Annotated in this window: 21 protein-coding genes and 1 tRNA gene; 8 read left to right on the top strand and 14 right to left on the bottom strand. The window is 51.5% G+C overall.

Going from position 1 to position 22,004, the window contains the following annotated elements; translation table 11 throughout:
* Positions 1-42: 42 nt before the first annotated feature.
* Positions 43-1,731, bottom strand: coding sequence for an EAL domain-containing protein (locus LG202_RS03855; RefSeq protein WP_230347094.1), 1,689 nt, complete (start codon positions 1,729-1,731; stop codon positions 43-45).
* 220 nt (positions 1,732-1,951) lie between these two features.
* On the opposite strand from LG202_RS03855, the gene LG202_RS03850 reads away from it, so the two are divergent.
* Positions 1,952-2,470 carry a hypothetical protein gene (locus tag LG202_RS03850; RefSeq protein ID WP_230347093.1) on the top strand — a complete coding sequence of 173 codons (519 nt, stop codon included), beginning with the start codon at positions 1,952-1,954 and terminating at the stop codon, positions 2,468-2,470.
* 39 nt (positions 2,471-2,509) lie between these two features.
* Complete coding sequence (locus LG202_RS03845; RefSeq protein WP_230347092.1) at positions 2,510-3,472, top strand: hypothetical protein; 963 nt, start codon at positions 2,510-2,512, stop codon at positions 3,470-3,472.
* Positions 3,473-3,484: 12 nt separating this feature from the next.
* Here the strand turns inward: LG202_RS03845 and LG202_RS03840 are convergent, their stop codons facing one another.
* Complete coding sequence (locus LG202_RS03840) at positions 3,485-3,982, bottom strand: DUF2059 domain-containing protein (RefSeq protein WP_230347091.1); 498 nt, start codon at positions 3,980-3,982, stop codon at positions 3,485-3,487.
* A gap of 123 nt (positions 3,983-4,105) precedes the next feature.
* The gene (locus LG202_RS03835; protein ID WP_230347090.1) at positions 4,106-4,519 is read right to left on the bottom strand and encodes a hypothetical protein; all 414 of its coding nucleotides are present in this window, start codon (positions 4,517-4,519) and stop codon (positions 4,106-4,108) included.
* 65 nt (positions 4,520-4,584) lie between these two features.
* Between LG202_RS03835 and LG202_RS03830 the strand changes: the two genes are divergently transcribed.
* The gene (locus tag LG202_RS03830) at positions 4,585-4,890 is read left to right on the top strand and encodes a tyrosine-type recombinase/integrase (RefSeq protein WP_230347089.1); all 306 of its coding nucleotides are present in this window, start codon (positions 4,585-4,587) and stop codon (positions 4,888-4,890) included.
* 43 nt (positions 4,891-4,933) lie between these two features.
* Here the strand turns inward: LG202_RS03830 and LG202_RS03825 are convergent.
* The 6 genes from LG202_RS03825 to LG202_RS03800 form a co-directional block, all read right to left on the bottom strand.
* Positions 4,934-5,019 (bottom strand) — tRNA-Leu (locus tag LG202_RS03825).
* Between the two features lie 175 nt (positions 5,020-5,194).
* The gene (locus LG202_RS03820; RefSeq protein ID WP_230347088.1) at positions 5,195-6,559 is read right to left on the bottom strand and encodes a sensor histidine kinase; all 1,365 of its coding nucleotides are present in this window, start codon (positions 6,557-6,559) and stop codon (positions 5,195-5,197) included.
* Complete coding sequence (locus LG202_RS03815; protein WP_230347087.1) at positions 6,556-7,227, bottom strand: response regulator; 672 nt, start codon at positions 7,225-7,227, stop codon at positions 6,556-6,558. The genes LG202_RS03820 and LG202_RS03815 overlap by 4 nt, the downstream gene beginning before the upstream one ends.
* Positions 7,228-7,274: 47 nt before the next feature.
* Entirely contained in the window at positions 7,275-10,364 is a 3,090-nt protein-coding gene (locus LG202_RS03810; protein ID WP_230347086.1) for an efflux RND transporter permease subunit, read from the bottom strand.
* Positions 10,364-11,461, bottom strand: coding sequence for an efflux RND transporter periplasmic adaptor subunit (locus LG202_RS03805; protein WP_230347085.1), 1,098 nt, complete (start codon positions 11,459-11,461; stop codon positions 10,364-10,366). Before LG202_RS03805 ends, LG202_RS03810 begins: the two co-directional genes overlap by 1 nt.
* Entirely contained in the window at positions 11,458-12,744 is a 1,287-nt protein-coding gene (locus LG202_RS03800) for a TolC family protein (RefSeq protein ID WP_230347084.1), read from the bottom strand. The genes LG202_RS03805 and LG202_RS03800 overlap by 4 nt, the downstream gene beginning before the upstream one ends.
* A 172-nt stretch (positions 12,745-12,916) precedes the next feature.
* On the opposite strand from LG202_RS03800, the gene LG202_RS03795 reads away from it, so the two are divergent.
* Positions 12,917-13,441 carry a hypothetical protein gene (locus tag LG202_RS03795; RefSeq protein WP_230347083.1) on the top strand — a complete coding sequence of 175 codons (525 nt, stop codon included), beginning with the start codon at positions 12,917-12,919 and terminating at the stop codon, positions 13,439-13,441.
* A 133-nt stretch (positions 13,442-13,574) separates the two neighbouring features.
* Complete coding sequence (locus LG202_RS03790; RefSeq protein WP_230347082.1) at positions 13,575-14,048, top strand: HAD domain-containing protein; 474 nt, start codon at positions 13,575-13,577, stop codon at positions 14,046-14,048.
* Here the strand turns inward: LG202_RS03790 and LG202_RS03785 are convergent.
* The 4 genes from LG202_RS03785 to LG202_RS03770 form a co-directional block, all read right to left on the bottom strand.
* Positions 14,017-14,730, bottom strand: a complete 714-nt coding sequence (locus LG202_RS03785) for a GNAT family N-acetyltransferase (protein WP_230347081.1) — start codon at positions 14,728-14,730, stop codon at positions 14,017-14,019. The genes LG202_RS03790 and LG202_RS03785 overlap by 32 nt on opposite strands.
* Positions 14,731-14,746: 16 nt before the next feature.
* On the bottom strand, positions 14,747-15,445 hold the full coding sequence (locus tag LG202_RS03780; RefSeq protein ID WP_230347080.1) for a glutamine amidotransferase: 699 nt from the start codon (positions 15,443-15,445) through the stop codon (positions 14,747-14,749).
* A gap of 181 nt (positions 15,446-15,626) precedes the next feature.
* The gene (gene alkB / locus LG202_RS03775; RefSeq protein ID WP_230347079.1) at positions 15,627-16,274 is read right to left on the bottom strand and encodes a DNA oxidative demethylase AlkB; all 648 of its coding nucleotides are present in this window, start codon (positions 16,272-16,274) and stop codon (positions 15,627-15,629) included.
* Positions 16,275-16,295: 21 nt separating this feature from the next.
* Positions 16,296-17,150, bottom strand: a complete 855-nt coding sequence (locus LG202_RS03770) for a methylated-DNA--[protein]-cysteine S-methyltransferase (protein WP_230347078.1) — start codon at positions 17,148-17,150, stop codon at positions 16,296-16,298.
* Positions 17,151-17,318: 168 nt separating this feature from the next.
* Here LG202_RS03770 and LG202_RS03765 point away from each other — a divergent pair, with 168 nt between their 5' ends.
* A complete protein-coding gene (locus LG202_RS03765) occupies positions 17,319-17,939 on the top strand; it encodes a DNA-3-methyladenine glycosylase family protein (protein ID WP_230347077.1) in 621 nt (206 codons plus the stop codon).
* Between the two features lie 24 nt (positions 17,940-17,963).
* Here LG202_RS03765 and LG202_RS03760 read toward each other — a convergent pair whose 3' ends face one another.
* The gene (locus LG202_RS03760) at positions 17,964-20,183 is read right to left on the bottom strand and encodes a RelA/SpoT family protein (protein ID WP_230347076.1); all 2,220 of its coding nucleotides are present in this window, start codon (positions 20,181-20,183) and stop codon (positions 17,964-17,966) included.
* A gap of 300 nt (positions 20,184-20,483) precedes the next feature.
* On the opposite strand from LG202_RS03760, the gene LG202_RS03755 reads away from it, so the two are divergent.
* A complete protein-coding gene (locus LG202_RS03755; protein ID WP_230347075.1) occupies positions 20,484-20,840 on the top strand; it encodes a hypothetical protein in 357 nt (118 codons plus the stop codon).
* Positions 20,841-21,187: 347 nt separating this feature from the next.
* Complete coding sequence (gene eco / locus LG202_RS03750) at positions 21,188-21,676, top strand: serine protease inhibitor ecotin (protein ID WP_230347074.1); 489 nt, start codon at positions 21,188-21,190, stop codon at positions 21,674-21,676.
* Positions 21,677-22,004: the final 328 nt, after the last annotated feature.

Raw genomic sequence — 22,004 nt, 5'->3', positions numbered from 1 at the left:
AAACGAAAAGCTGTCCGGTCAGGCAAGACCAACCGGACAAAGCTAATTGGCACGAAGTGGGATATGGCAGCGGGTTATGCAAGCCTGGCCTAGCACCTTAGAAAAAACATGATCAGGCATGGGCTTATGGAAGTAATATCCCTGGACCAGATGGCAGCCGCTATTGGTAAGGATATCTAGCTGCTCCTGCGTTTCGACACCTTCGGCAATCACGCGTAGCCCCAAACGCTTGGCAATGGCAAGAATGCCCTCGGCAATCGCCATACTTGCAGGGTCAGAAGCAATATTTCTAATAAAGGATTTGTCGATCTTGATGCTATCGACCGGCAGACAACTGATATAACAAAGATTGGCATAGCCCACGCCGAAATCATCGAGCGAAATATGCACCCCTAGCTTGCGCAACTGGGTCATGATACCCACGACGACATCAAGATCCTCCAATAGCAGACTTTCCGTCACCTCTAGCTCAAGGCGATCGGGGTCAACATTGAATTCGCGCAGTATGCTTTCCACCATGCCCGCAAAACGTGGCTCGCTGAACTGCTTGGCAGAAATATTGATCGCTATTCTTTCCAGCCTCATTCCCTGCATATCCCATACCCGCAGACGCTTGCATACCTGCCGCAAAGTCCAGATGCCGATGGGTAAGATAAGGCCGCTTTCTTCCGCGATGGGAATGAAGCGTTCAGGAGAAATCATGCCTCGTTCAGATTGATTCCAGCGCAGCAAGGTTTCTGCGCCAATAATGCTGTTGGCCTGCACATCCATTTGCGGCTGAAAATGCAAACTAAGCTCGTTCCGCTCCAATGCACGATGTAAAGCCGCCTCAAGGAACAAATGCTCCCGTTCACTCCCTATCGCCTGCTCGGAATAGATATGAACACCGTGACAGCTCAAATTACGACATGACAACAGCGCAGAAGTAGCATGAGCAAGCAACTCCTGGCTTTCATCCCCATGCCATGGATATACCGATGCACCAATATTGCATGAAAGAAGTACCTCGCCACCGTCGGTCTTGAAAGGCGAGGAAAAAACTGATTTGATTTCTTCCACAGCCCTGAAAACACCGGCATCAGGTACGTCATGACTGGTATGCAACACGGCAAACTCATCCCGCCTGAGATGGGCTACCGGCATACGCTCATTCAAACGCAGTGCAATATCATTCAGCAAAGCCGCAGCTGCTTTATCCCCCAAAATTTCTGCCGCATGTTCAAACCGCCCCACCTTCACCACCAAGACAGCTACCTTACGCACAGAACTCTGCTTGGCGTAATGCACAAATTGGGTAAGATGTTCTAGAAAAAGCGGTTTTCCCGGCAAGCCGGTTATCATGTCATATGCGGGATCAGAGACATGGAGGCAGTACTTCTCATCATTCAAAGCGCCAGCAACAAATAATTGCTGGGGTTGGGTCGGATATGGATTGCGAGAATCACTGGCAATGCTAACATTACCCATGTAATGGTCACACGCATCCGACTTGCGCTCTCCCTTGCCACTTTTGGGAGATCCATCAAGATGATAGCGGCTAGGCCAGATTGTTTGTGGAGTTACGCCTATTTGCTCGGCGATCAGTCGCTCATAGCGAGGACATGGGCTGTAAAGAGCATTACTCAGCGTTGTGCGCGACAAGCCATGTCGCCTGGACAACGCTTGTAAGTTGGTTTGGGTCTTGCGCACGGCAGCAATAATGTCTGCCCGATGCCAATCTCTTGTTGTCAATTTTTTTTCATCATTCATAGCGACTTGTTGTCAAACAACCCTGATAGATGATCAATAAAGATGGGCTATTTAAAAACATCCTAATTCGGATGTCAATAGTAAAAAGTCGGAAAGTTATTTGCAATATCGGAGAAAAACAAACGTTGAAATTAAAATCTATCAATAAGTTCTTGATATTTACCCCTCCCCCCCGAAATTTCCGACTTGTATAAAAAATCGGATGAGTGGAATTTCAAAGAAGTTGCTCCAGGTCATTGGCAATCAATCTGCAAAATCCTGGGCCGAACAAAATGGCTTGCCAGTGCAAACGGTTCATGAATGGATAAAACATGATCGAAAGCCGCGCGGAGCCAATTTCCAGCTATTGATCCAGACGACCGGCATTGCAAAAGAATGGTGGACATCTGATAGCGGGCAGCCTCCGCCGCCAAGCGCTCCGCCCGTGCAGGCTGAAAGACTCACATCCAGCCTTCAGATAAACAAGGGATTGCTCCATCACTGTATGGAAGCCTGTAGGCATATTTATGGTGCCGAGTTTTCCTCCTCGCTGGAGCAAATACAAATCGGCTATGCGGTAGATTGCTACAATGTGCTCATCGGCATGATTCAGGACAATCCCACCGGCCTGAGGAACCTAGCCCACCTCACGCGGGAAGACATTGTCCAATTGATGAAAATCTCCATCAAACTTGGAAAACTGCATAGCTTCTCAACTAGTTACGATTACGCGGTAAAATAGCCAACTTCCAATGACACTATTGACTATCGCGGCTTATTGATGAAGCTCAACCTCTGGTTACTGATGATCATGTTACTTGGCAGGCGCGAGCGGGTTTTCAACATCGTCGCCACCACCTCGCAATATGGCGTACAGAAAATCTTGGCAGTTGATGGCAGCAACGTTTACGGGCAATCCCTTAACCCTGAGGGGGCACTGTCACGCAACGTGATTGCCAGCCCAATCGAGCGTTTTCCTTACCAGAATATTGTCGTCGAATACCGCTATGCCGTCGCAGGCACCAATCGCTTCCGCCGATACACCTCAATCGCCCGCCTGCTATTTGAGCTGCCGATTATCCTGACACCTATCTATCGCTGGACCGCCAATATCAAGCACTTTATCGCCAGTGCACTCTTCAACCGTAGGCCTGCCGAAACCCGCGAACGCTATGAGCTACTCAGATATATCGTGGCGCACAAAGCCGTCTCAGATGCACCTTTTACGCTAAATGAACTCATGGGAGAAATGGTCGGCTACCTCTGTTTCACACAAGAAGACCGTATTTGGTATCTGCAAAAAATGAAATACCAGCTGGCTTCGCTGGTAGAAACACATGATCTGGAAATCACTGCCAAAGGCAGCTACAAAGTGACAGGCTTGGCATGGAAGAGCCTGAGCGATTTTCAGGAAGAAAATCGCCGACATCGCGACAGCGCACGCATTCAGTTCGTCATCGCCACACTAACGATTGCTATCGCATTCTTTGCCATCTCTCATACCGGCCTCATCAAATTACCGGTATTGCTGGATTTGCAGCAAGAGGCACGACAGGTTAAAAGTGTCGTGCAATCGCATTGGCACTCACTGCTACAGCCTGGAGAGCCTCATTTCGGCGAGCAGGAGCAACAGGGCCTGGACGCTATCATGATGCTACGTACAGAGCCGCAAAGCATTGACTCCATCGGCACACCCGTTGATAATGCTCCCGCAACTGACCCGGAAAAGAAAAAAGCAGACTAATCTGTTTCCTTGTCACTTAGCTTGCTTGATACGCTCAACCGCCTCCTGCGCAATCTTCTGGTATTGCGGAATCACCTTCTGATTTAACTCAGTAGTCAGCTTCATGGACCCAGTCGCCAACTGCGGCATCTTCTGATTGATAGAGCGACCAGCAGGAGAACTATAGAAATTAATGGCCGCCTGCAATTCCTCTTGCGTGAAAGTGCGACGATACAGTGGCAACACCAGCTTGACGATGGCATCGTAAGACAAATTCTCTTGCTGAATCTTCACTGCTTTATCGCCAGCCTCTTCTGCAATTTTCTTCTGCTTGTCATTCAACTGCGGATATTGCAGCGACTGCAAAAGATTGTTGCGCAATGCAGTATCGGCATTAGCACGCATGGTGTCCAATGCACCCTTGACGTTAGAAACCTCCATGAACTTGAAAATCAGCTCATCAGAAGGTGCAGCAGCATAAACATTGCCCCACATGACCAACATACAGATAGCAAGTGTTTTCTTCAGCATTGACGATCTCCTCTTACAAATGGTGTTATCAAGCACGACATTGAGTCGCGAAATGCAAGATTATCACTTTTTTCATTTAACTCACATTCCACCACCGATCGCATCATGTGGCACACATCAACCTCACATGATGCGGAACAAGCGCAAGGTATCGCCCGGCGGGCTGAAAATCTTGTATTCCTGCGAAATACCATTCGAAACACTGATCTCCTCTGAGCCAGGCCTACCCTGGCAAGAGCCGCGCCCAGTATCCACCTTGAGCACATGCTTGCCATCGGTGAGGAAAAACGTCACATACTCCCCCGGCATAATCGTAAAAGAACGAATGTTGTCGATATAAAGCTCATTCTCGCAGCCTATTCCAATCTCCTGCGGCGAAGCATCACGACGCACTGTCACATAAGCCCCGGTAAAAAACTTCGGATAACTGGCATATACCCGATCAGGCGGCACAGGTTTACTGGAGATACCTTGTAAGGGAACTCCAGCACATGCGCCAAGAGCAAGCAAAAGCGCAGAGAATATGATTTTTTTCATGATGACCTAATGATTGGATGTCACATCCAGAGACTATCAATATAAAACTAGGTTCAGAATGTAACATGCAGACACATACTAAAGACCAATATCTGAATAATGCCCGGGCCCGGCGGCACTTCACTTGGTTGCGCTATCGAAAAAGCAATCTACAACTGCCAAGAGGTCAGCTATCCCATGTGCTACGCCATACCTTCGCAAGCCACTTCATGATGAACGGTGGCAATATCCTGGTACTGCAACGCCTGTTTGGACATTCCACCCTGGCCATGACCATGCGCTATGCACACATGGCACCAGATCATCTGCAAGAAGCAAAGACACTCAATCCGCTTGCACGATTGAAGATTGACACTTTATTGACACAATAGGAATTTGAAACGAAGGTGAAAAATCTAAGTCATTGATTTTTCATGGTGCCCGGGGCCGGAATCGAACCGGCACGCCCAAAGAGCGAGAGATTTTAAGTCTCTTGTGTCTACCAATTTCACCACCCGGGCAAGGGTGCTTGAATCGCCTCGAACAAAGCGAGGCCGTATTCTATCACCGGACTGTCATTATTGAGTAGATAAAATTAACTAAGCCTAGCCTGGAAGCTGTTCCCAGCCGAATCTGCATGAGTCATAAGCAGCAACATTTAAATATGACAAATACCTTTACAAGAAGCTATCTCAATCACTCCACTGTCATGCTAGGTAACTTTATCCTAGCGATAAGGCCTTGCGCCTGACTGGCTGGTTCTAGCGTGATGTATCCGCCGTGATGGCGGACGATTTCGCGAACGATGGCTAGGCCCAGGCCGCAGCCTTCGGGGCCTTCATCGAGGCGGTAAAAGCGATTAAAGACATTTTCGCGTTGCTCTTGTGGGATGCCAGGGCCATTGTCTTCCACCTCCACCAACACATCTTGGTGTTGCTGCGTGCAACGGATAGTGATGTTGCCATGGCTTGGGGTATAGCGCAGGGCATTATCGACGAGGTTGGCCAGCATTTCCTGAATTTGCCATAGACTACCATTGACCTTGGCAGGTTGAAGGTCTAGGCCAAGGTCTATCCCTTTGGCATAAGCGCGAGATAGCCACTCTGCCGCCATGTCTTCGATAGCGGTGCTGATGTCCAGGGTAATGAATTTATTGACCTCGCCCTCGCCCTCCGCGCGTGCCAGCGCCAGTAGCTGGTTGGCGAGGCGTACGATGCGCCGCGTGCTCACCAGCATGCGATCGTGTGATTGTGCACGTTCTTCCGGGGTTTGCTCGGAGGCAAGTTCGAGTTGCATTTGCAGGCCTGCCAGCGGTGTGCGCAGCTGGTGCGCGGCATTGGCAAGAAACTGGTTTTGCAGCTTAAGCGAGTGATCCAGCCGCGCCAGCAGTGAATTGAGGGCAACGATAATCTCGCGAATTTCCACCGGGGCTTGGCCTTCATCAATCGGGCTTAAGTCGGTTTCTGAACGATCATTGATCTGAGCGCGAACTTGCGCAAGGGGTTGCAAGCCACGCCCCACACCAACCCACAACACCACAATGGAGAAAATTGCGAAGATCAACTCAGGCACGATCATGTGGATGAGCGTTTTTTGCACTAGGCGATTGCGTTTGTAGGTAGTTTCCGCGAGGTAAAGCACGGCATTCAACGTTGGGCTTTTGATGGCAACTACGCGAATCGGAACACCTTGATATTCAGCCTCGTAGAAATACGGTTTGTTGTCTGCCGTGGGTACTTGGATAGGCAGATCTGCCACGCCCGCGATCAATTGTCCTTGCACGTCAAAAATAGCGGCCTTGGCCGAGTCATAGTCATCTTGCTCGCTGCGCAACAAGTTATGCTCAATTTGCGGGTAGGCGTCATGCCATTTTTCCGGTTCATTCGGCAGAGAGCGCTCCATGTTATACGCGAGCTTGAGCAGGTGTTGATCGTATACCTCCCTGGCTGGCTCCAATGCCATGAAATAATCAGTCAGGATACCGACAGCCACCAGCGCGGCCAGCGCCACCAGCAGCCAGCGCAACAGCTTCTGCCTGAGGCTATTGGCAGCTTTGATCATGCAGCGGGCTCTTCCAGCAAATAGCCAAAACCACGCACGGTGCGGATGTGAATGCCGTGGTCATCAAGCTTATTGCGCAGGCGCGAGATATAAACCTCGACAGCATTGAGGCTGATATCAGTTTTCCAATCACATAGCGTTTCGATGATGGCTTCCTTGCGCACCACTTTGCCGAGGTTGCGCAGCAGGTAAACCAATACGTCCCACTCGCGGATGGAAAGCTCAATGGGTTCACTATCAACGCTGGCGCGCTGAGCGCCAAGATCAACCACCAGCTTGCCGCAAGCCAGGGTATTACGTTCACTCAGGGTATGGCGGCGCAGCAAGGCGCGGGTACGCGCATGCAACTCAGCTAGCACAAAGGGCTTGAGCATGAAGTCATCTGCGCCCAGATCAAGACCGTAGATACGGAAATCGACATCATCACGCGCAGAAATAATCAGCACCGGAATATTGCTGTTGTGCTTACGCAAGCGCCGCAAGACTTCAAAACCATCCATGCCGGGCAGGCCGATGTCCAGCAACACCATGTCATATTGCCCCGCCTCTATCATGGCATTGGCCTTGGTGCCAGTTTCTGCGAGGTCTACGGCATAACCTGCCTTGGTCAGCGACTCACAGGTACCCTCTGCCAGAATGGCATCATCTTCAACAACCAATATGCGCATAGTCCTCCTTGAGGTTGATAGCAACGAGTGGTGAATATTAACAGACACTAGTAGGCGCTCTGGGTGTTCACGCTCTTGGGATAATGGCGATAAATCCAGCCAAAGATTACTGGCAACACCAACAGGGTCAGGAAAGTAGTAGTCACCATGCCGCCGACAATCACCAGCGCTAATGGGCGCTGCGCCTGCGAACCTATGGCTTGCGACAAGGCTGCGGGCAATAATCCCAAGCCTGCAAGCATGGCAGTCATCAACACCGGGCGCAAACGCATGGATGCCCCCTCCAGAATCGCCTCTTCCAGCGCATGCTCGCCCTGATTATACAAACTCTTGATATAGGAGATGAGAATCACCCCATCCTGGATGGCAATGCCAAATAGAGACAAGAAGCCAATGCCTGCGGAAATCGATAGCTCCTCACCTGCCAGGTATAGCGCGGCAATGCCGCCTATAGTGGCGAATGGCACGTTGAGCAGCACCAGGCTGGCATCCTTGGCTGAGCCGAAAGCCGAATACAGCATGATGAAGATCGCGAGCAAGGTGAGTGGAACAATGATCGCCAGCTTCTTGTGTGCCTCCTTCATCTGGTTGAATTGCCCATCCCATTGCGTACGGTAACCACGTGGCAACTCAACCTGCTCGCTCACCAGCTTCTGCGCTTCTGCAGCGGCACTACCCAGGTCGCGATCACGTACGCCAAAACGAATGGCGATAAAGCGCCGCCCAGACTCACGGTAAATAAAGAATGGTCCATCACTCAGCTCCACCTGCGCCACCATGGAAAGCGGGATACGCTGACCATCCGGCGTATCGACGAACAGGCGCTGGATCAGGTCCAACCGGTTGCGCTGGCCTTCAGGAAAGCGCAAAGCCAGGTCAAAAGTACGCTCGCCTTCGAGCACCTTGCTGATTGGGTTACCACCAATGGCATGTACCACTAGTGCCTGCACGTCAGCCACATTGAGGCCAAAACGTGCGCTCGCCTCGCGATCCACGCGGATGTTCATGGTGGGCTGGCCCAGCTCGCGGAAGATACCAACATCAGTCATACCCTCTATGCCTTGCAGGATAGCCTGCACTTGCAGGGCCTTGGCATGCAGTACTTCCAGGTCATCCCCAAAAATCTTGACTGAGTTCTCCCCCTTCACTCCCGACAAGGCTTCAGCGACGTTATCCTGAATATATTGCGAGAAGTTGTACTCAATGCCAGGGATTTCCTGCAAATAGCCCTCGACCCGGCGGATAAGGTCCAGACGCGTGACGCCTTGGGGCCATAGCTCGGGCTTTTTCAGGTAGACGCCAAACTCGACATTGAATACGCCAGTAGCATCAGTACCGTCATCTGGGCGACCGATTTGCGCCACAACAGTTTTCACCTCAGGTTGCTTGAGCAGATAGCCGCGTACCTTGGTGGCAAAATCAGAGGAATAATGCAGGTCAACCGTATTGGGCAGACTGATGCGCAACCAGAGATTGTTCTCTTCCAGCGTTGGCAGGAAACTGGTGCCTAGCCGGCTTGCACCGAATAGGGCGATAGAAAAAGCCAGCAAGGCCGCCACAGCCACAAGGGCTGGATTGCGGAGCAGCTTTGCCAGTAAAGGTCGATAGAGCTTGATCAGCACATTGATCATGCCAGGGCGATGCTCAAGTTTATCGGGCTTGAAGAGGAAGGATGCCGCAGAGGGAATGAAGGTCAGGCTCAGTACCATAGAAGCAAGCAAGGCCAAGCCCATGGTATAAGCCATGGGGTGGAAAATCTTGCCCTCCACACCGCCCATGATAAACAACGGCGCATAGGCCATGATGATGATCATGGTGGAGAAAATCATTGGCCGCTGCACTTCTGCCGCTGCTGCAACGATGGTCTGACGCAGGTTGCTGGTGCTATTTTCCATACGGCGCATGATGTTTTCGATCACAATCACGGCAGCATCTACAATCAAGCCAAAATCAATGGCCCCTAGCGAGATAAGGTTCGCCGGGATAGCGAGCACCATGCCGGCAAAAGAAACGCTAAGCGCAAGCGGAATCACCAAGGCCACTGCCAGCGCGGCACGAAAACTGCCAAGAAACACAAACAACACGATCAAGACCAGCGCCATGCCAAACAGCAAAGTGTGGTGCACCGTGCCCATGGTCAGGTCGAGCAGTTCCTGCCTATCGTAGAAAGGCTCAAGTTTGATGCCCTGCGGCAGAATGCCACCACGGTTGATTTCATCCACTTTATTGTGAACCCGCTCCAGCATTTCCGAGGCATTGCCGCCGCGCCTCATGAGCACAATGCCCTCGACGGCATCCGGGTCGTCGTTGTACTGCACCACGCCCAGCCGAGGCGCAAAACCAAACTCAACGCGTGCCACATCCCCCACGCGGATAGGCAGGCCATTGCGCGAGACAATCGCGATATTGCGTACATCCTGCAAGGTCTTGATCAGGCCAATGCCGCGCACCACATACTGCTGCTCCCCTGCCCTCAGGTTGCCGCCACCCGCATTGGCATTGGCATTACTCAAGGCTTCAACAAGCTCGTTGAGCGAGATATTGTAGGATTGCAGCTTGCGTATATCTGGTAGCACCTGATATTGCTTGGTCGGGCCGCCAAAGCTATTGATGTCGGCAATGCCAGGCACTGTCTTGAGCTGGCGATAAATTTCCCAATCCTGGAAGGATTTGAGCACCATGACATCGTCGCCGCTTTCCGAGGCAACGCGATAACGCAGCACCTCGCCCAGCGCATCGGCATCTGGGCTTAGCTCACTCTGCACGCCATCCGGCAGTTCCGCACTATCAAGGTGAAGCTGGACGTTTTGCCGCGCAGTGAAGGAGTCGGTGCCATCCTCGAATTGCAGCGTCACTACCGATAAGCCGAACAACGACACTGAGCGGAATGTCTTGAGTTTGGGCAAATTAGCTAATGCTGTTTCCACCGGCACGGTGATCTGCCGCTCCACCTCATTGGTGCCGCGCCCCTGCCATTGGGTAATCACCTGCACATTGAGCGGTGATATATTCGGGTAAGGCTCGATCGGCAGTTTGGTAAAGCTGACATAACCCAGCACCAGCAAGCCAAGTGACAGCCCGAGTATGAGCAAGCGCCTGCGCAAGACGCCCGCGATGAACGCGCCCGTTGCCTGCATTACATCGCTCCCGAGAGTTTCTGGTTAAGCAGGGTTGCGCCGCGGATCACCACTTTCTCATTCGCAGACAAGCCCTCAGTCACAGCTACCAGGTTTTCCTGATACGGCTTAATGCTCACCTGACGCTTACGATAATTCCCATCCGCTGTTTCGATGATCAGGTAATCCACCTGTTGCGAACGCACCACCGCATCCACAGGAACCAACAAGGCGCGATGCTTACCAACACTAAGACTGGCGGTAGCAAACAAATCCGGGCGTAAAGTGCCATCATTGACCACCAGACAACGTACGCGCAGTGTGTTGGTTTCTATATCCAGAGTGGGCGAGAGGATATCCACTCTTGCGTGATAGGTCTTGCCCGGTAGTGCCTGCACATGCAGTTGCAATGACTGCCCCTGGCGGATGCGCTGGTAATCCTGTTCATAGACATTGCCGAAGAACCACAGCGTGGCAGTATCGGCCAGCGACATGAAACTGTCACCCAAATTGATGAAAGCACCGGGGTCAAGGTTGCGCTGCGTGACGACACCGCTAATCGGTGCACGCAACAGCAAATGCTCATTCACGCGCCCGCTTTGCTCCAGCGTAGCGACATCCTGCTCGGATGCCCCCATCACCCGCATGCGCTCACGTGCCGATTGCAGTGTAGATTCTGCATCCTGCGCCAGCTCCTGGGTTGCCTTGCTTGCCTGCAACGTGCGCCAGGTATTACGTGCCAGCAGCAATTCATTCTGCGCTGAAATATATTCAGGGCTGTACAGCGCAGCCAACGGCTGTCCCTGACGTACCTGAGCCCCCTCGAATACCAGAATGCGATCCAGCCTGCCTGCAATCCGTGCTGATACAAGGTGTATCTTTTCAGCATTGAATGACAGCCGCCCCATCAATGGCACCACGTCATCAATTTCACGCTGCTCAGGCAAGGCACTGGCAAAGAAATCTGCGGCCACTTTGTCTGCGCTCAATACTTCTGGCTTTTGCGGTACCGGCATCACCGCTTCAGGCGCATGCGAAGTGTTATAGGTGAGTGGCACTAGCCAGCCCCCTAAAGCGATCCCGAGAATAAAGATCAGTGGCAACAGTAGTTTTTTCATGGTGATTCCATTCCCAGCCCTACAGCAGCGTCCAGTGCGGCCTTGGCTTGTTGTAATGCACTATCAACCCAGGCAGCTGAAAGCTCGGTATCGCGCAGGTTTTGCTGGGCCAGTAGCAAACCGTTGAATTCCCCCGCATTGTTGGCATAAGTATTCAACGCCAGGCGATAAGCCGCTTGCGCCTCTGGCATACGACGTTGCTGCAACAACTCCTTTTCCTTGATCACCTGTTGCAACTGGCTATAGGCATTGGCGATGCCCAATTGCACTTGACGCCAGGCCAGCTCAGCACCAGCCTGGGCAGAAATTACCCCTGCATTGGCCTCGCTTACCCCGGCTTTTTCGCGTTCGAAAAACCAGGTAGGCAAGATCAAATCGACTTCCACGCCATATTCGTTGCCAGAGAGGCCATAGGGCGGATGGTTGCTGTTCTTGGTGAGAATGACCTGCACGTCGGGGTAATAGGCTTTCTTCGCAAGATCCAGGCTCTTGCGGGCGGCTTGTAGGCGATAGGCAGAGTCACGTACATTGGGATGCAAGCTATGGGCTTGATGAGTCAGCTCGGCAAGTGGTGGCAAGTTCAAGTCAAGCAATGGCTCCACTGCAACCGCCAATGGTTGGGCTGGGCTGCGCCCAATCAAGGTATTAAGCGCCTGCTGGGTTTGCTCGATCTGGCGCTGCGTTTGGTAGACATCATTTTCGGCGCTACCGTGCGCCACCTGAGCATTCATGTAATCAACAAATGCCGCCGCATTGTTGGCATAACGCACCTTGGCGACCTGCTTGATCTGGTTGAGGCGCTCCAGGGTGTTGTGGTTAATCGCAGCTTGTTGCTGCAAGGCCAGCAACTGGTAATACTGGCGCTTGAGCTCTGCGAGCAAATCCACGTACAAGCCGTCAATCTGCGCTCCCGCACTGCCCGCCTCGGCTTCGAGGATATCTGCCGCCAGGCGCTTTTTCCCAGGGAAGGACATAGTTTGCGTCAGGCGGTAACTCATACCTTGCGAACCGTTGATATTGAGCGGGCTACGCGGCATTGGCGTTTGCTCCATGCCTATCATGGGTTGATCCCAAGCCAGCGCTTGCGGAATACGTGCCTCGATCTGGGCCCGCTCCTGCTCGGCCTGTACAAACTGCGGGTTACGCGCACGCAACTCCTGCGCGAGGTGACGCAAAGTCAGTGCTTCAGGTTCTGCCGCCCACCCCAGCGTTACTCTAGTACCCCATAAGGATATCGACGAGAGCAAGGCCAGGCAAAGCAAACGATGGCATCTTTTCTGCATGATGCCTTGAGTGTAAGTAGCAGGACCATACACCAACCTTAATATTAGCTGACAAAAAGCTGACCAATCTAGCTAACAACCGCAATTCATCAGGACATGAGGCTGGATATACAATAAAATATAATGCGATGCATTTGCATCACAATTGATAACTCAAGGGTGTGTTAATAAAATGAAAAATAATATTGTTCTTGCATTACTCGTTGTTGCAGTAACCGGTTGCGCATCTCCAGCAACCAAAGAAGGTATGCTTATTTCACCAACAGTTACTCAATATACCAATCCAGCTCAAAAGGGGAAATTTACAGTTGCTTCTGTGACAGGTGGCAAAGCAACAAACCCAATGTGGACGTCACAAGTCAGTCAGGAGAATTTTGAAAGTGCATTAAAGGAATCTCTGGCAATCGCAGGCTTAACCGCAGTGGACACACAAGCTGGTCAATATAAGATTGATGCCAACCTCGTCTCCTTGGATCAGCCACTAGTGGGACTTACATTTGACGTAGTATCCAATGTTAATTACCGTGTTTACAAGGATGGTTTTGAAAAGATCTTACCTATCAAGGCAACTGGCACTGCAACCTTCTCCGATGCTGCGGTTGCAATCGCCCGTCTGAGGATCGCCAATGAAAAATCCATCCAGAACAACATTACGGAGTTCATCAAAGAACTCGGCAAACTGAACGAGCTTCAATAAATATAAATGGCCCTTGACGGGCCATTTGTACTTTATCCCCCACTGTCATATTGAGATCACATTTACCCGATATATTCCTCGCATCCATTTAATACAATGATCCCGCCTGAAAAGGTAGCATCATGAGACCAGGATGATTCTTTTTCTAAGCTTCGATGGTGTATTACACGCCACAGGAAACCGTCAGCCCACTTTCACCAAGCTGGGCCTGCTTGAGCAATGGCTCAGGCAGCATCCCGATGTTGATATCGTCATCAGCAGCAAATGGCGTCATCACATGGGCATGACTGAATTACAACGATTATTCAGCCAGGATATTCAGCTCAGGATTGTGGGCGTCACCCCGGCGGTGCGCCACCAGGCAAATGACGATTACTGGCGCTTGACGGAAATTTTCGATTGGCTGCAATACTGCGGTAGCGAGCAAGAATGGTTGATATTGGATGATGGCGTGTTTCCTGAGCGGTTTAATCGCCTGGTTAAATGCAATCCACTATTGGGTTTGACCGAGCAAAACCTGGACTCACTCACCCACATCAAACGACGCTTGCTCATGCAGCCATCAAACCAGGACTTTATTCCTCAAGCACGTTACGCAGCGGCATAAAATCCTGCAAACGCTGCCGCTGCTTGCCAGCTGCATCAAAATTATTAGGTGCAAGCCATTGTTGATATGCCTGCGATAACATTGGCCAATCGCGATCGATGATGGAAAACCAGGCGGTATCTCGATTGCGTCCTTTATACACCACCGCCTGCCTGAAAATACCCTCAAACTGGAAACCCAGCCGTAAAGCCGCCTTACGTGATGGGCTATTCAGGCTATCGCACTTCCATTCATAACGCCGGTAACCCAACTTGTCAAAGGCATACTGCATCAGCAGAAACTGGGCCTCAGTTGCCATGGTGGAGCGTTGTATCAGCGGAGAATAGATGACAAAGCCAACCTCGACTGAGCCTACCACAGGCATGATCCGCATAAGGGCCAATGTCCCCACTGCCTGAGAGCTTGCAGGGTCGATGATCGCATAATGCTGTGGGTCAACCGATGAGGCCAATGACGCTACATATTGACGAAACTGTGCAAGATCTTCTGGACGCTCCAGCGGGATATAAGTCCAGTCACGATGATCCGGGGCCTGCTGGTAAGCTACAAACAGGCTATCCGCATGGCGATCAGCGATAGGTTCCAGCCTGCAATACTGCCCCTGCAAGACCACAGGGGAAGGAAATGGTGGCGACACCCAGTTTGGCAGGGCCTCTCCAATGGGCTGCCCATATTCATTCATGCGCTGATTCATCTGCTTAAGCACATTGGCTCAACCACTGCGACATCACCTGATCTAGCTTAGGTGCCAAGCGTGGCGCCAGCATCTGCCCCTGCTGACGTAATTCGGGCACCGAGAAACCGCTCAATTCGCCTACATGCCCAACATACCAGCGCTCCAAGCCATCAGCCGTCACCTCGATATGAAATTGCAAAGCCAGCCCATGCTTGTCATAAGAAAAAGCTTGGTTGGGATATAGCGCAGAAGAAGCCAGCCTGACCGCCCCTTGCGGCAAATCAAAAGTATCGCCATGCCAATGCAGCACCGCATCCCCTTGCCCCAAGGCTGCCAATGGCGACTCATGACCTTCGGATGTCAACGTCAGTGGACTCCAGCCTATCTCCTTGCCTGCGTCACCAGCATAAACCTTTGCCCCCAATGCCCGCGCCATGATCTGCGCACCTAGGCATATCCCCAAGGTAGGCTTCCCGTGCTGCAAGCGCTCTTCCGTCAGGTCTATCACGGGTTGTAGAAAAGGATAATCCGTCGTCTGGTATACACCGATCGGGCCACCTAACACGACGAGCAAATCGGCATCTCGCGCTTGCTTCAGCTCGTTACCACTAGCATTGGGCGTATCAATGTAATGCACATCATAGCCAGCACGAGTGAGTAATGGTGCAATACCATCAAGATCCTCAAATGCAATGTGGCGCAAGGCAATCGCGGTTTTCATGACATCTTCCTTGTAATGGCGGCGGCTTGTAATGGGGCTGTCGGTGCAACATGATGGAGCACAATGGCTGCATTTAACAACAAACTCAGCCTCAACGATAGAGGCTTAATGCCTATCATCGTCTGAATGAATCACTTCGTTAGCGCCGCATAACTTCGGGCATTAAGTGATCAACAGGCCGTTAGCCTGCCGCACGAAAAGTCAGGTTGATACGCACCCGCCCCGTCAATGGATGCTCCCCAGGTTTAAGCGGCGCAATGCCGTGATAACGCAGCCTGCTGGGGCCACCCCATACCACGACATCGCCATGCGCTAACTCAGTGCGTAATACCGGATCACTACGATTTAATCCGCCGAACAAGAATATGGCGGACAACCCCAGCGATACGGAGACGATAGGTTGCGCAAAATCCCGCTCATCCTTGTCTTGATGCAAACTGAGCTTGGTACCAGATGCATAGCGATTGATCAGGCAAGCATCAGGCTTAAACTTGTCAAACCCCGCAATAGCAGCTGCAGATTGAGCCAACGCATCAAAAGATGGCGGCATCTTCGGCCACGGTAGGCTGGATAAAGGATCTGCGCTTGCATATCGATAACCTCGGCGGTCAGACACCCAACCCAACTTTCCACAATTGCTCATGGCAACCGACATCGTCAAGCCGCCTGGTGTCTGCATATGTCGCCACGGGGCTTGCGCCAGTATCTGTTGCAGCTCACGCAGCAATTGGTGGTCTTGCTGGCCAACAAAGCCACGCAGTAGGTAAGCTCCCGGCACGAGTGGCTCGGCGGGTATGGAAGTAAGATGGCTAAACAGATCGTCATGCATACCGGTTGCCCTGATCTCGGCTTATTGAGATTCCTTGTCCAGCAAGGCTTGCTTACGGTGAAGACCCCAACGATACCCAGCCAACTTGCCATCCGTGCGTACTACACGATGGCAAGGTATTGCGACTGCGAGCTTGTTGGCGGCACAGGCGCTGGCCACAGCGCGTACGGCACGCGGGCTGCCCAGTTTTTGTGCAAGCTCGCTGTAACTGAGAGTTTGGCCTGAGGGGATGCTACGCAATAGTGTCCAAACTCGCTGCTGAAACACAGTGCCCTGAATATCGAGAGGCAGTGCCATGGCATGGCCGGGCTCGTCTACCAGCGTGACCACCTCGGCCAACAATGTATGGAACCCACTCTCCCCAGGCAACAATTCAGCGCGCGGAAACATGGCTCGCAAATCACTCAACAATGCCTCGGTGCTATCGCCTAGTAAAATAGCAGCAATGCCCTTGGCGGTAACCGCCACAATCAACTTCCCCAAGCTACAACTGGCAAAGCCATAATGCAACGCCTGCCCCGCCCCACCTTGCTTGTAGCTGGATGGTGTCATGCCCATGGCACCTTCTGCCTGGGCATAGAAGCGGCTAGCGGTATTGAACCCTGATTCATAGATTGTTTCCGTCACGCTTACTCCTTGCTGCAAGCTTTCCCTAGCCTTACGCATACGCACGGCATTGGCATATTGCTTGGGCGTCAGGCCCATTGTGGCCTTAAATACCCGATGGAAATGAAATTGGCTGATACCCACAGCTCGCGCCAGCTGGCTCAACAGCATCGCCGGATTCTCATCCAATAACCTGCATGCCTCAGCAATCATGATCGTATGAAGCACTGGCTTGGCATCAGGGTTGATTACTGTCTTGTCATCTTGCATGTGATATTTAACTCACTATTTAAAGCCGCTGTTTCCTTTATGCAAGCAGTCTAGCAAAACTGGCACGGGGTAAGCTTCGCGTTTCTTGCTATTGCATTTACCTTGTCACAGGCCCTCTGAAGCGCGCTATCCTGATGCTTTATCAACACTTTTTCATGGATAGTAGCAATGTCATCCTCGATTCAATCCAGCCAGTTCCTCGCCGCTATAGATGCCGATTGGGCCAGGCTGATCAAGCTTATAGGGCTAAAACCTGACAGCACGCCGACGCAACAGGAACCTTATGAAGCCCTGATCAGGGCGGTGGCTTATCAGCAATTACATGGCAAAGCTGCCGCTGCCATACTTGGCAGGCTGCTCGCCTTGTACGGCGGGCGATTCCCTGAACCTGCGGCCTTGCTCGCAAGCGATACTACAGATTTACGTGCGTGCGGGTTTTCTGGTCGCAAGATCAGCTACATTATCAATCTGGCCGAGGCATCCCTTGCGGGGGAAATTCCAGATTATGTAACGGCTCTCGCGATGGATGATGAAGCGCTGATCGCCCAATTGACTGCCTTGCCGGGCATTGGTCGTTGGACAGTAGAAATGATGCTGATGCATACCCTGGGCCGTACTGACATTCTGCCAGTTGACGATCTTGGCGTAAGGGAAGGGTATCGCCGCATGAAAGGCCTGAGCACCGCACCTACTGCACGTAGCCTGAAAGAGATCGGTTTGGCATGGCGTCCGTACCGCAGCACTGCTGCCTGGTACCTCTGGCAGGTGCCCCGTGACTACACCAGTTGACTAAAAAGCAGGCGCAAGAAAAGTTTAATGGCGTTTTGCCACGTTGACACTGGGTACCTGGCGTAACAAGGTCAATAGCTTGGTCAATTGATCCAGGTCTGCAATCTCGATAGAGAAGCTCATTCTCGCCTGGTTATTGCGACTTTGCGTCTTCACCTGAGTCACATTCACCCGCTCGCGCGCGAATAGATCGCTAATGTCCCGCAGTAGGCCTTGGCGGTCATAAGCCTCAATATCAATATCAACGGCGGCCAGTTTTTCCTGACGATTACCCCACTGAGTGGCTAGCAAACGATCATTTTTTTCTTCTGGCAAGCGTTTAATGAAGGGGCAAGCCTGGCGATGAATCGTCACTCCCCTCCCTCTGGTCACATAACCAACAATGGCATCTGGCGGTGCAGGCTTGCAGCACTTTGCCATATACGTCATCAAGTTGCCGACACCTTCTACCAAAACACCTGAAGAATCAGTATCACTTCCCGACTTGAGCAAGAACGGCACGTCCTGCTCAGGCTTGGCCGGCAGTTCGCTTTGTACGGCCTGGGTAATCTGGTGCTCCCCAACTTCCCCACGTCCAATCGCCGCCAGCAGCTCTTCCAGCTTGGGGTAATGCAACTTTTGGGAAATTTTTTCCAGATTGATGTCAACCGCACCTAGGCGATGCAACTCCTTGTCGAGACGGGCACGCCCTTGGGCGACATCTTCCTCGAAATTCTGGTAACGGAACCAGTGCCTTACTTTGGCTCGGGCACGCGAGCTTTGCAGATAGCCGAGATTAGGGTTAAGCCAGTCGCGACTGGGCGCGCCCTGCTTCGCTGCGAGAATCTCGACCCGCTGGCCATTTTGCAGCTTGTAATTGAGTGGCACGATGCTGCCATCCACTTTGGCACCACGGGTGCGGTGCCCAAGATCGGTGTGCAAGATATAGGCAAAATCCACAGGCGTAGCCCCACGTGGCAGATCAACCACCTTGCCCTGCGGCGTCAATACATACACCTTGTCCTGAAACAATTCATTCTTGAATTGGCCAATCGCCCCGCCATCATCCGAAACATCCTGCTTCCACTCCAGGATTTGCCGCAGCCAGACGATCTTGTCATCAAACTTGCTATCAGCCTTGCTGCCCTCTTTATAGCGCCAATGTGCTGCCACACCCAACTCTGAGTGATGGTGCATCTCATGTGTGCGGATCTGTATTTCCAGTGGCAGGTTGCGCGGCCCGATCACCACGGTATGCAATGAACGATAGTTATTGCTCTTGGGGCGAGCAATATAATCGTCGAACTCCTTTGGAATAGGCTGCCAAAGATTATGGATCAACCCAAGTGTGGCATAACAATCCTTGATATCGTCCACCAAGATGCGTACCGCTCGCACGTCATATAGCTCATTAAATGAAAGCTGCTTACGGCGCATCTTGTTAACGATACTATATATATGTTTGGGACGGCCCATCATCTCTGCCTTAATCCCGGCAACCTGCAGTTGATCCTGCAATATATCCAGCACCTCCTTGATATATTGCTCACGCCCGACACGCTTTTCCGCCAGCAGTTTGGCAACCTCTTTATATAGCTGCGGCTCAAGAAAACGTAGGGAAAGATCCTCCAGCTCCCACTTGATATGCCAAATACCCAAGCGATTAGCCAAAGGGGCAAAAATCGTCTTCGCTTCATATGCAATGCGCTGCTGATCCGCCTCGGATGCGCCAGCCAGGCTACGCAAGGTTTCCACCCTATCTGCCAGCTTGATCAGCACTACGCGGATATCCTCCACCATAGCCAGCAACATCTTGCGCAAGCTTTCTACTTGCGCCTGCTGGGCCTCGCTATCTTTCTTCCTATCTTTGGCGTGACCGATATCGGGGCGGCTGAATCCCTGGATTTCCTCCATGCGGGCAATGCCTTCCACCAATGCCACAACTTGTGGGTTAAAGGCTTCCTGCAACTTTTCCTTCCAATCAGCCAGGTGTTCCGGGCAGGCATGGAGGATGGTTGCAGCAATTGTCTCAGCATCCATGCCCATGCCCGCGAGGATAGAAGCCACTCCCAGCACATGGTGCAACACTGGCACGGCAGTCACTTCATGGCTATCGGCATAGCATGGCGCAACAAATTCCGTGCTCTTACGGATGAGCGCGGTATCTTCAGGGCTAAATTGCTTATCCAGCGAGGCAAGCCAGGACTCGATATCGAGTACCCCTTGCTCGCTGGCTTGAGAGAGGAGATCAGGGACAAAAACCATAGCGCATTATGTCATCAAATTGCCAACATTGTATCCGGCACCCTCTTTTACCTTTTATCCAACATAAAGTTCCCAATTGCCCTAAAAGCCTTATGCAGCCTTGCTGAAAATATGATCAGCTTGAGCTTGTATTGTCATGACAAGCACTTAAGACGCTAATCCTGATACCACCCACAATCTTATCCACAGAATATGTGAGCGAATGCAGTTTGAACAATATGGGCACTTTTTGCGTAACAGATGGTCTAGTTACTCGTGCAACAACCAATAAATGAATAACCTATTATAAGGAAAGCTAACATGATGAAACGTACTCTTGCCGCGCTGACCATGATCGGTGCCTTTTCCGCACAGGCCTATGCCGCTGAAGACGTATCCAAGCTTAATCCCCAGCCTGGTCAATGGAGCACAGTGATTGCAATTTTCGACCACCTAGAAAACCACTACCTGCTTAAAACATCGGTGCATGACGATATTGAATCCTGCTCTGCCCGCCTGCAAAATACTGCCGAACAGATCAAACAGGCAGGAAACATTGTCTACACCGCTCCACGCAATACCAAGGTAAGTTTTACCAAGGAGGAAGGCGTAGAGAATGAAGCCAAGGTACTGGAAATACGTTGCGTACTGGAGCCATTCCAACCTGAACGCGTATAAGCATATCTCGTAGGAATGATGCACCATGGCGCCTCGAATGGCGCCATTTTTGTATCTGAACAGTCACTTTATCCGACACGAGTTTCGGAGATTCACCGAATACTAGATGCTCCCCAACTCCTCATCATGCAATGTTAGTTGAGCATCCTGCGGAGTACGACTATGCATAAAACCCTTATCCTCACTATTGCCGCCATCCTTGTTTTCATTCTGGCTTACTGGGTGGTGGAAATCATTGAGTTATCCAGGCAGCCCTAAAACGCGATTGTTATAGATGTCATGCGGCTTATCAAACTTAGGCCCAACAGGTAAAGTAGTGGCATCATCCACTTGCGGAGACCCTAGACATGTTATTACGTCGCCTTACGACTATTGTCGCTTCCCTCGCCTTACTTGCCAGCGCCAATGGCTGCGCGAATGCCACCAAGCTTGATGATAAGGTCCCCTACCCCAAAGCCGGAGCAGATAGTCAGCGCCATGTCCTACAACTGCCACCATTAGCAGAAGAAAATGATATCAAGCTGGAATTGCAAGTCGGGAAAACCATGCAGGTCGACTGCAATCGTCATAGTTTTGGCGCATCACTCGTTGAACATACCGTACAAGGGTGGGGCTACCCATATTATGAAGTGAAGAATATCAGCGGCCCAATTTCCACCCGCATGGCCTGCCCGCAGGGCGCAGAAACCACCAAGTTTGTTGCCGCCAATGGGACAGGCTTTATCGTGCGTTACAACAGCAAGCTTCCAGTAGTGGTCTATATCCCCAAAGGTTTTGAATTGAGATACCGCACCTGGCAACCCGCTCAGGAGTTTCAAGCAATTACGTCAGAGTAACTCTGTGCCCAATCAAGTTGGACAGAGCAAAACTATCGCAACCTGTTCCCGCCCAACGACAGAAACATCTATTTATTATAAAAAGCCCTCCAAAACCTGCCTCCAGAATGGAGATTGTCCTTATTTGATATGGGCCTAATTCGCTTAATCGTATAAACTATAGGGTTAAGGAGATTGCCCTAGGAGTCAGGGGCAATCATGGGGAGAAACATTCCTCCCTTCTTAAAGATTACCCCTATCCTTGAGTAATATCGATGGGGGCAATTCATGACCCGCCTGAAATGTCTCTTACCAGCGACATTTCAAATATCGGCGGCTTACCAGCCGA

The sequence above is a fragment of the Methylobacillus methanolivorans genome (genome assembly GCF_054588515.1).
The sequence above is the reverse complement of the archived record's forward strand: the minus strand, read 5'-3'. Positions and strand labels throughout refer to the sequence as shown.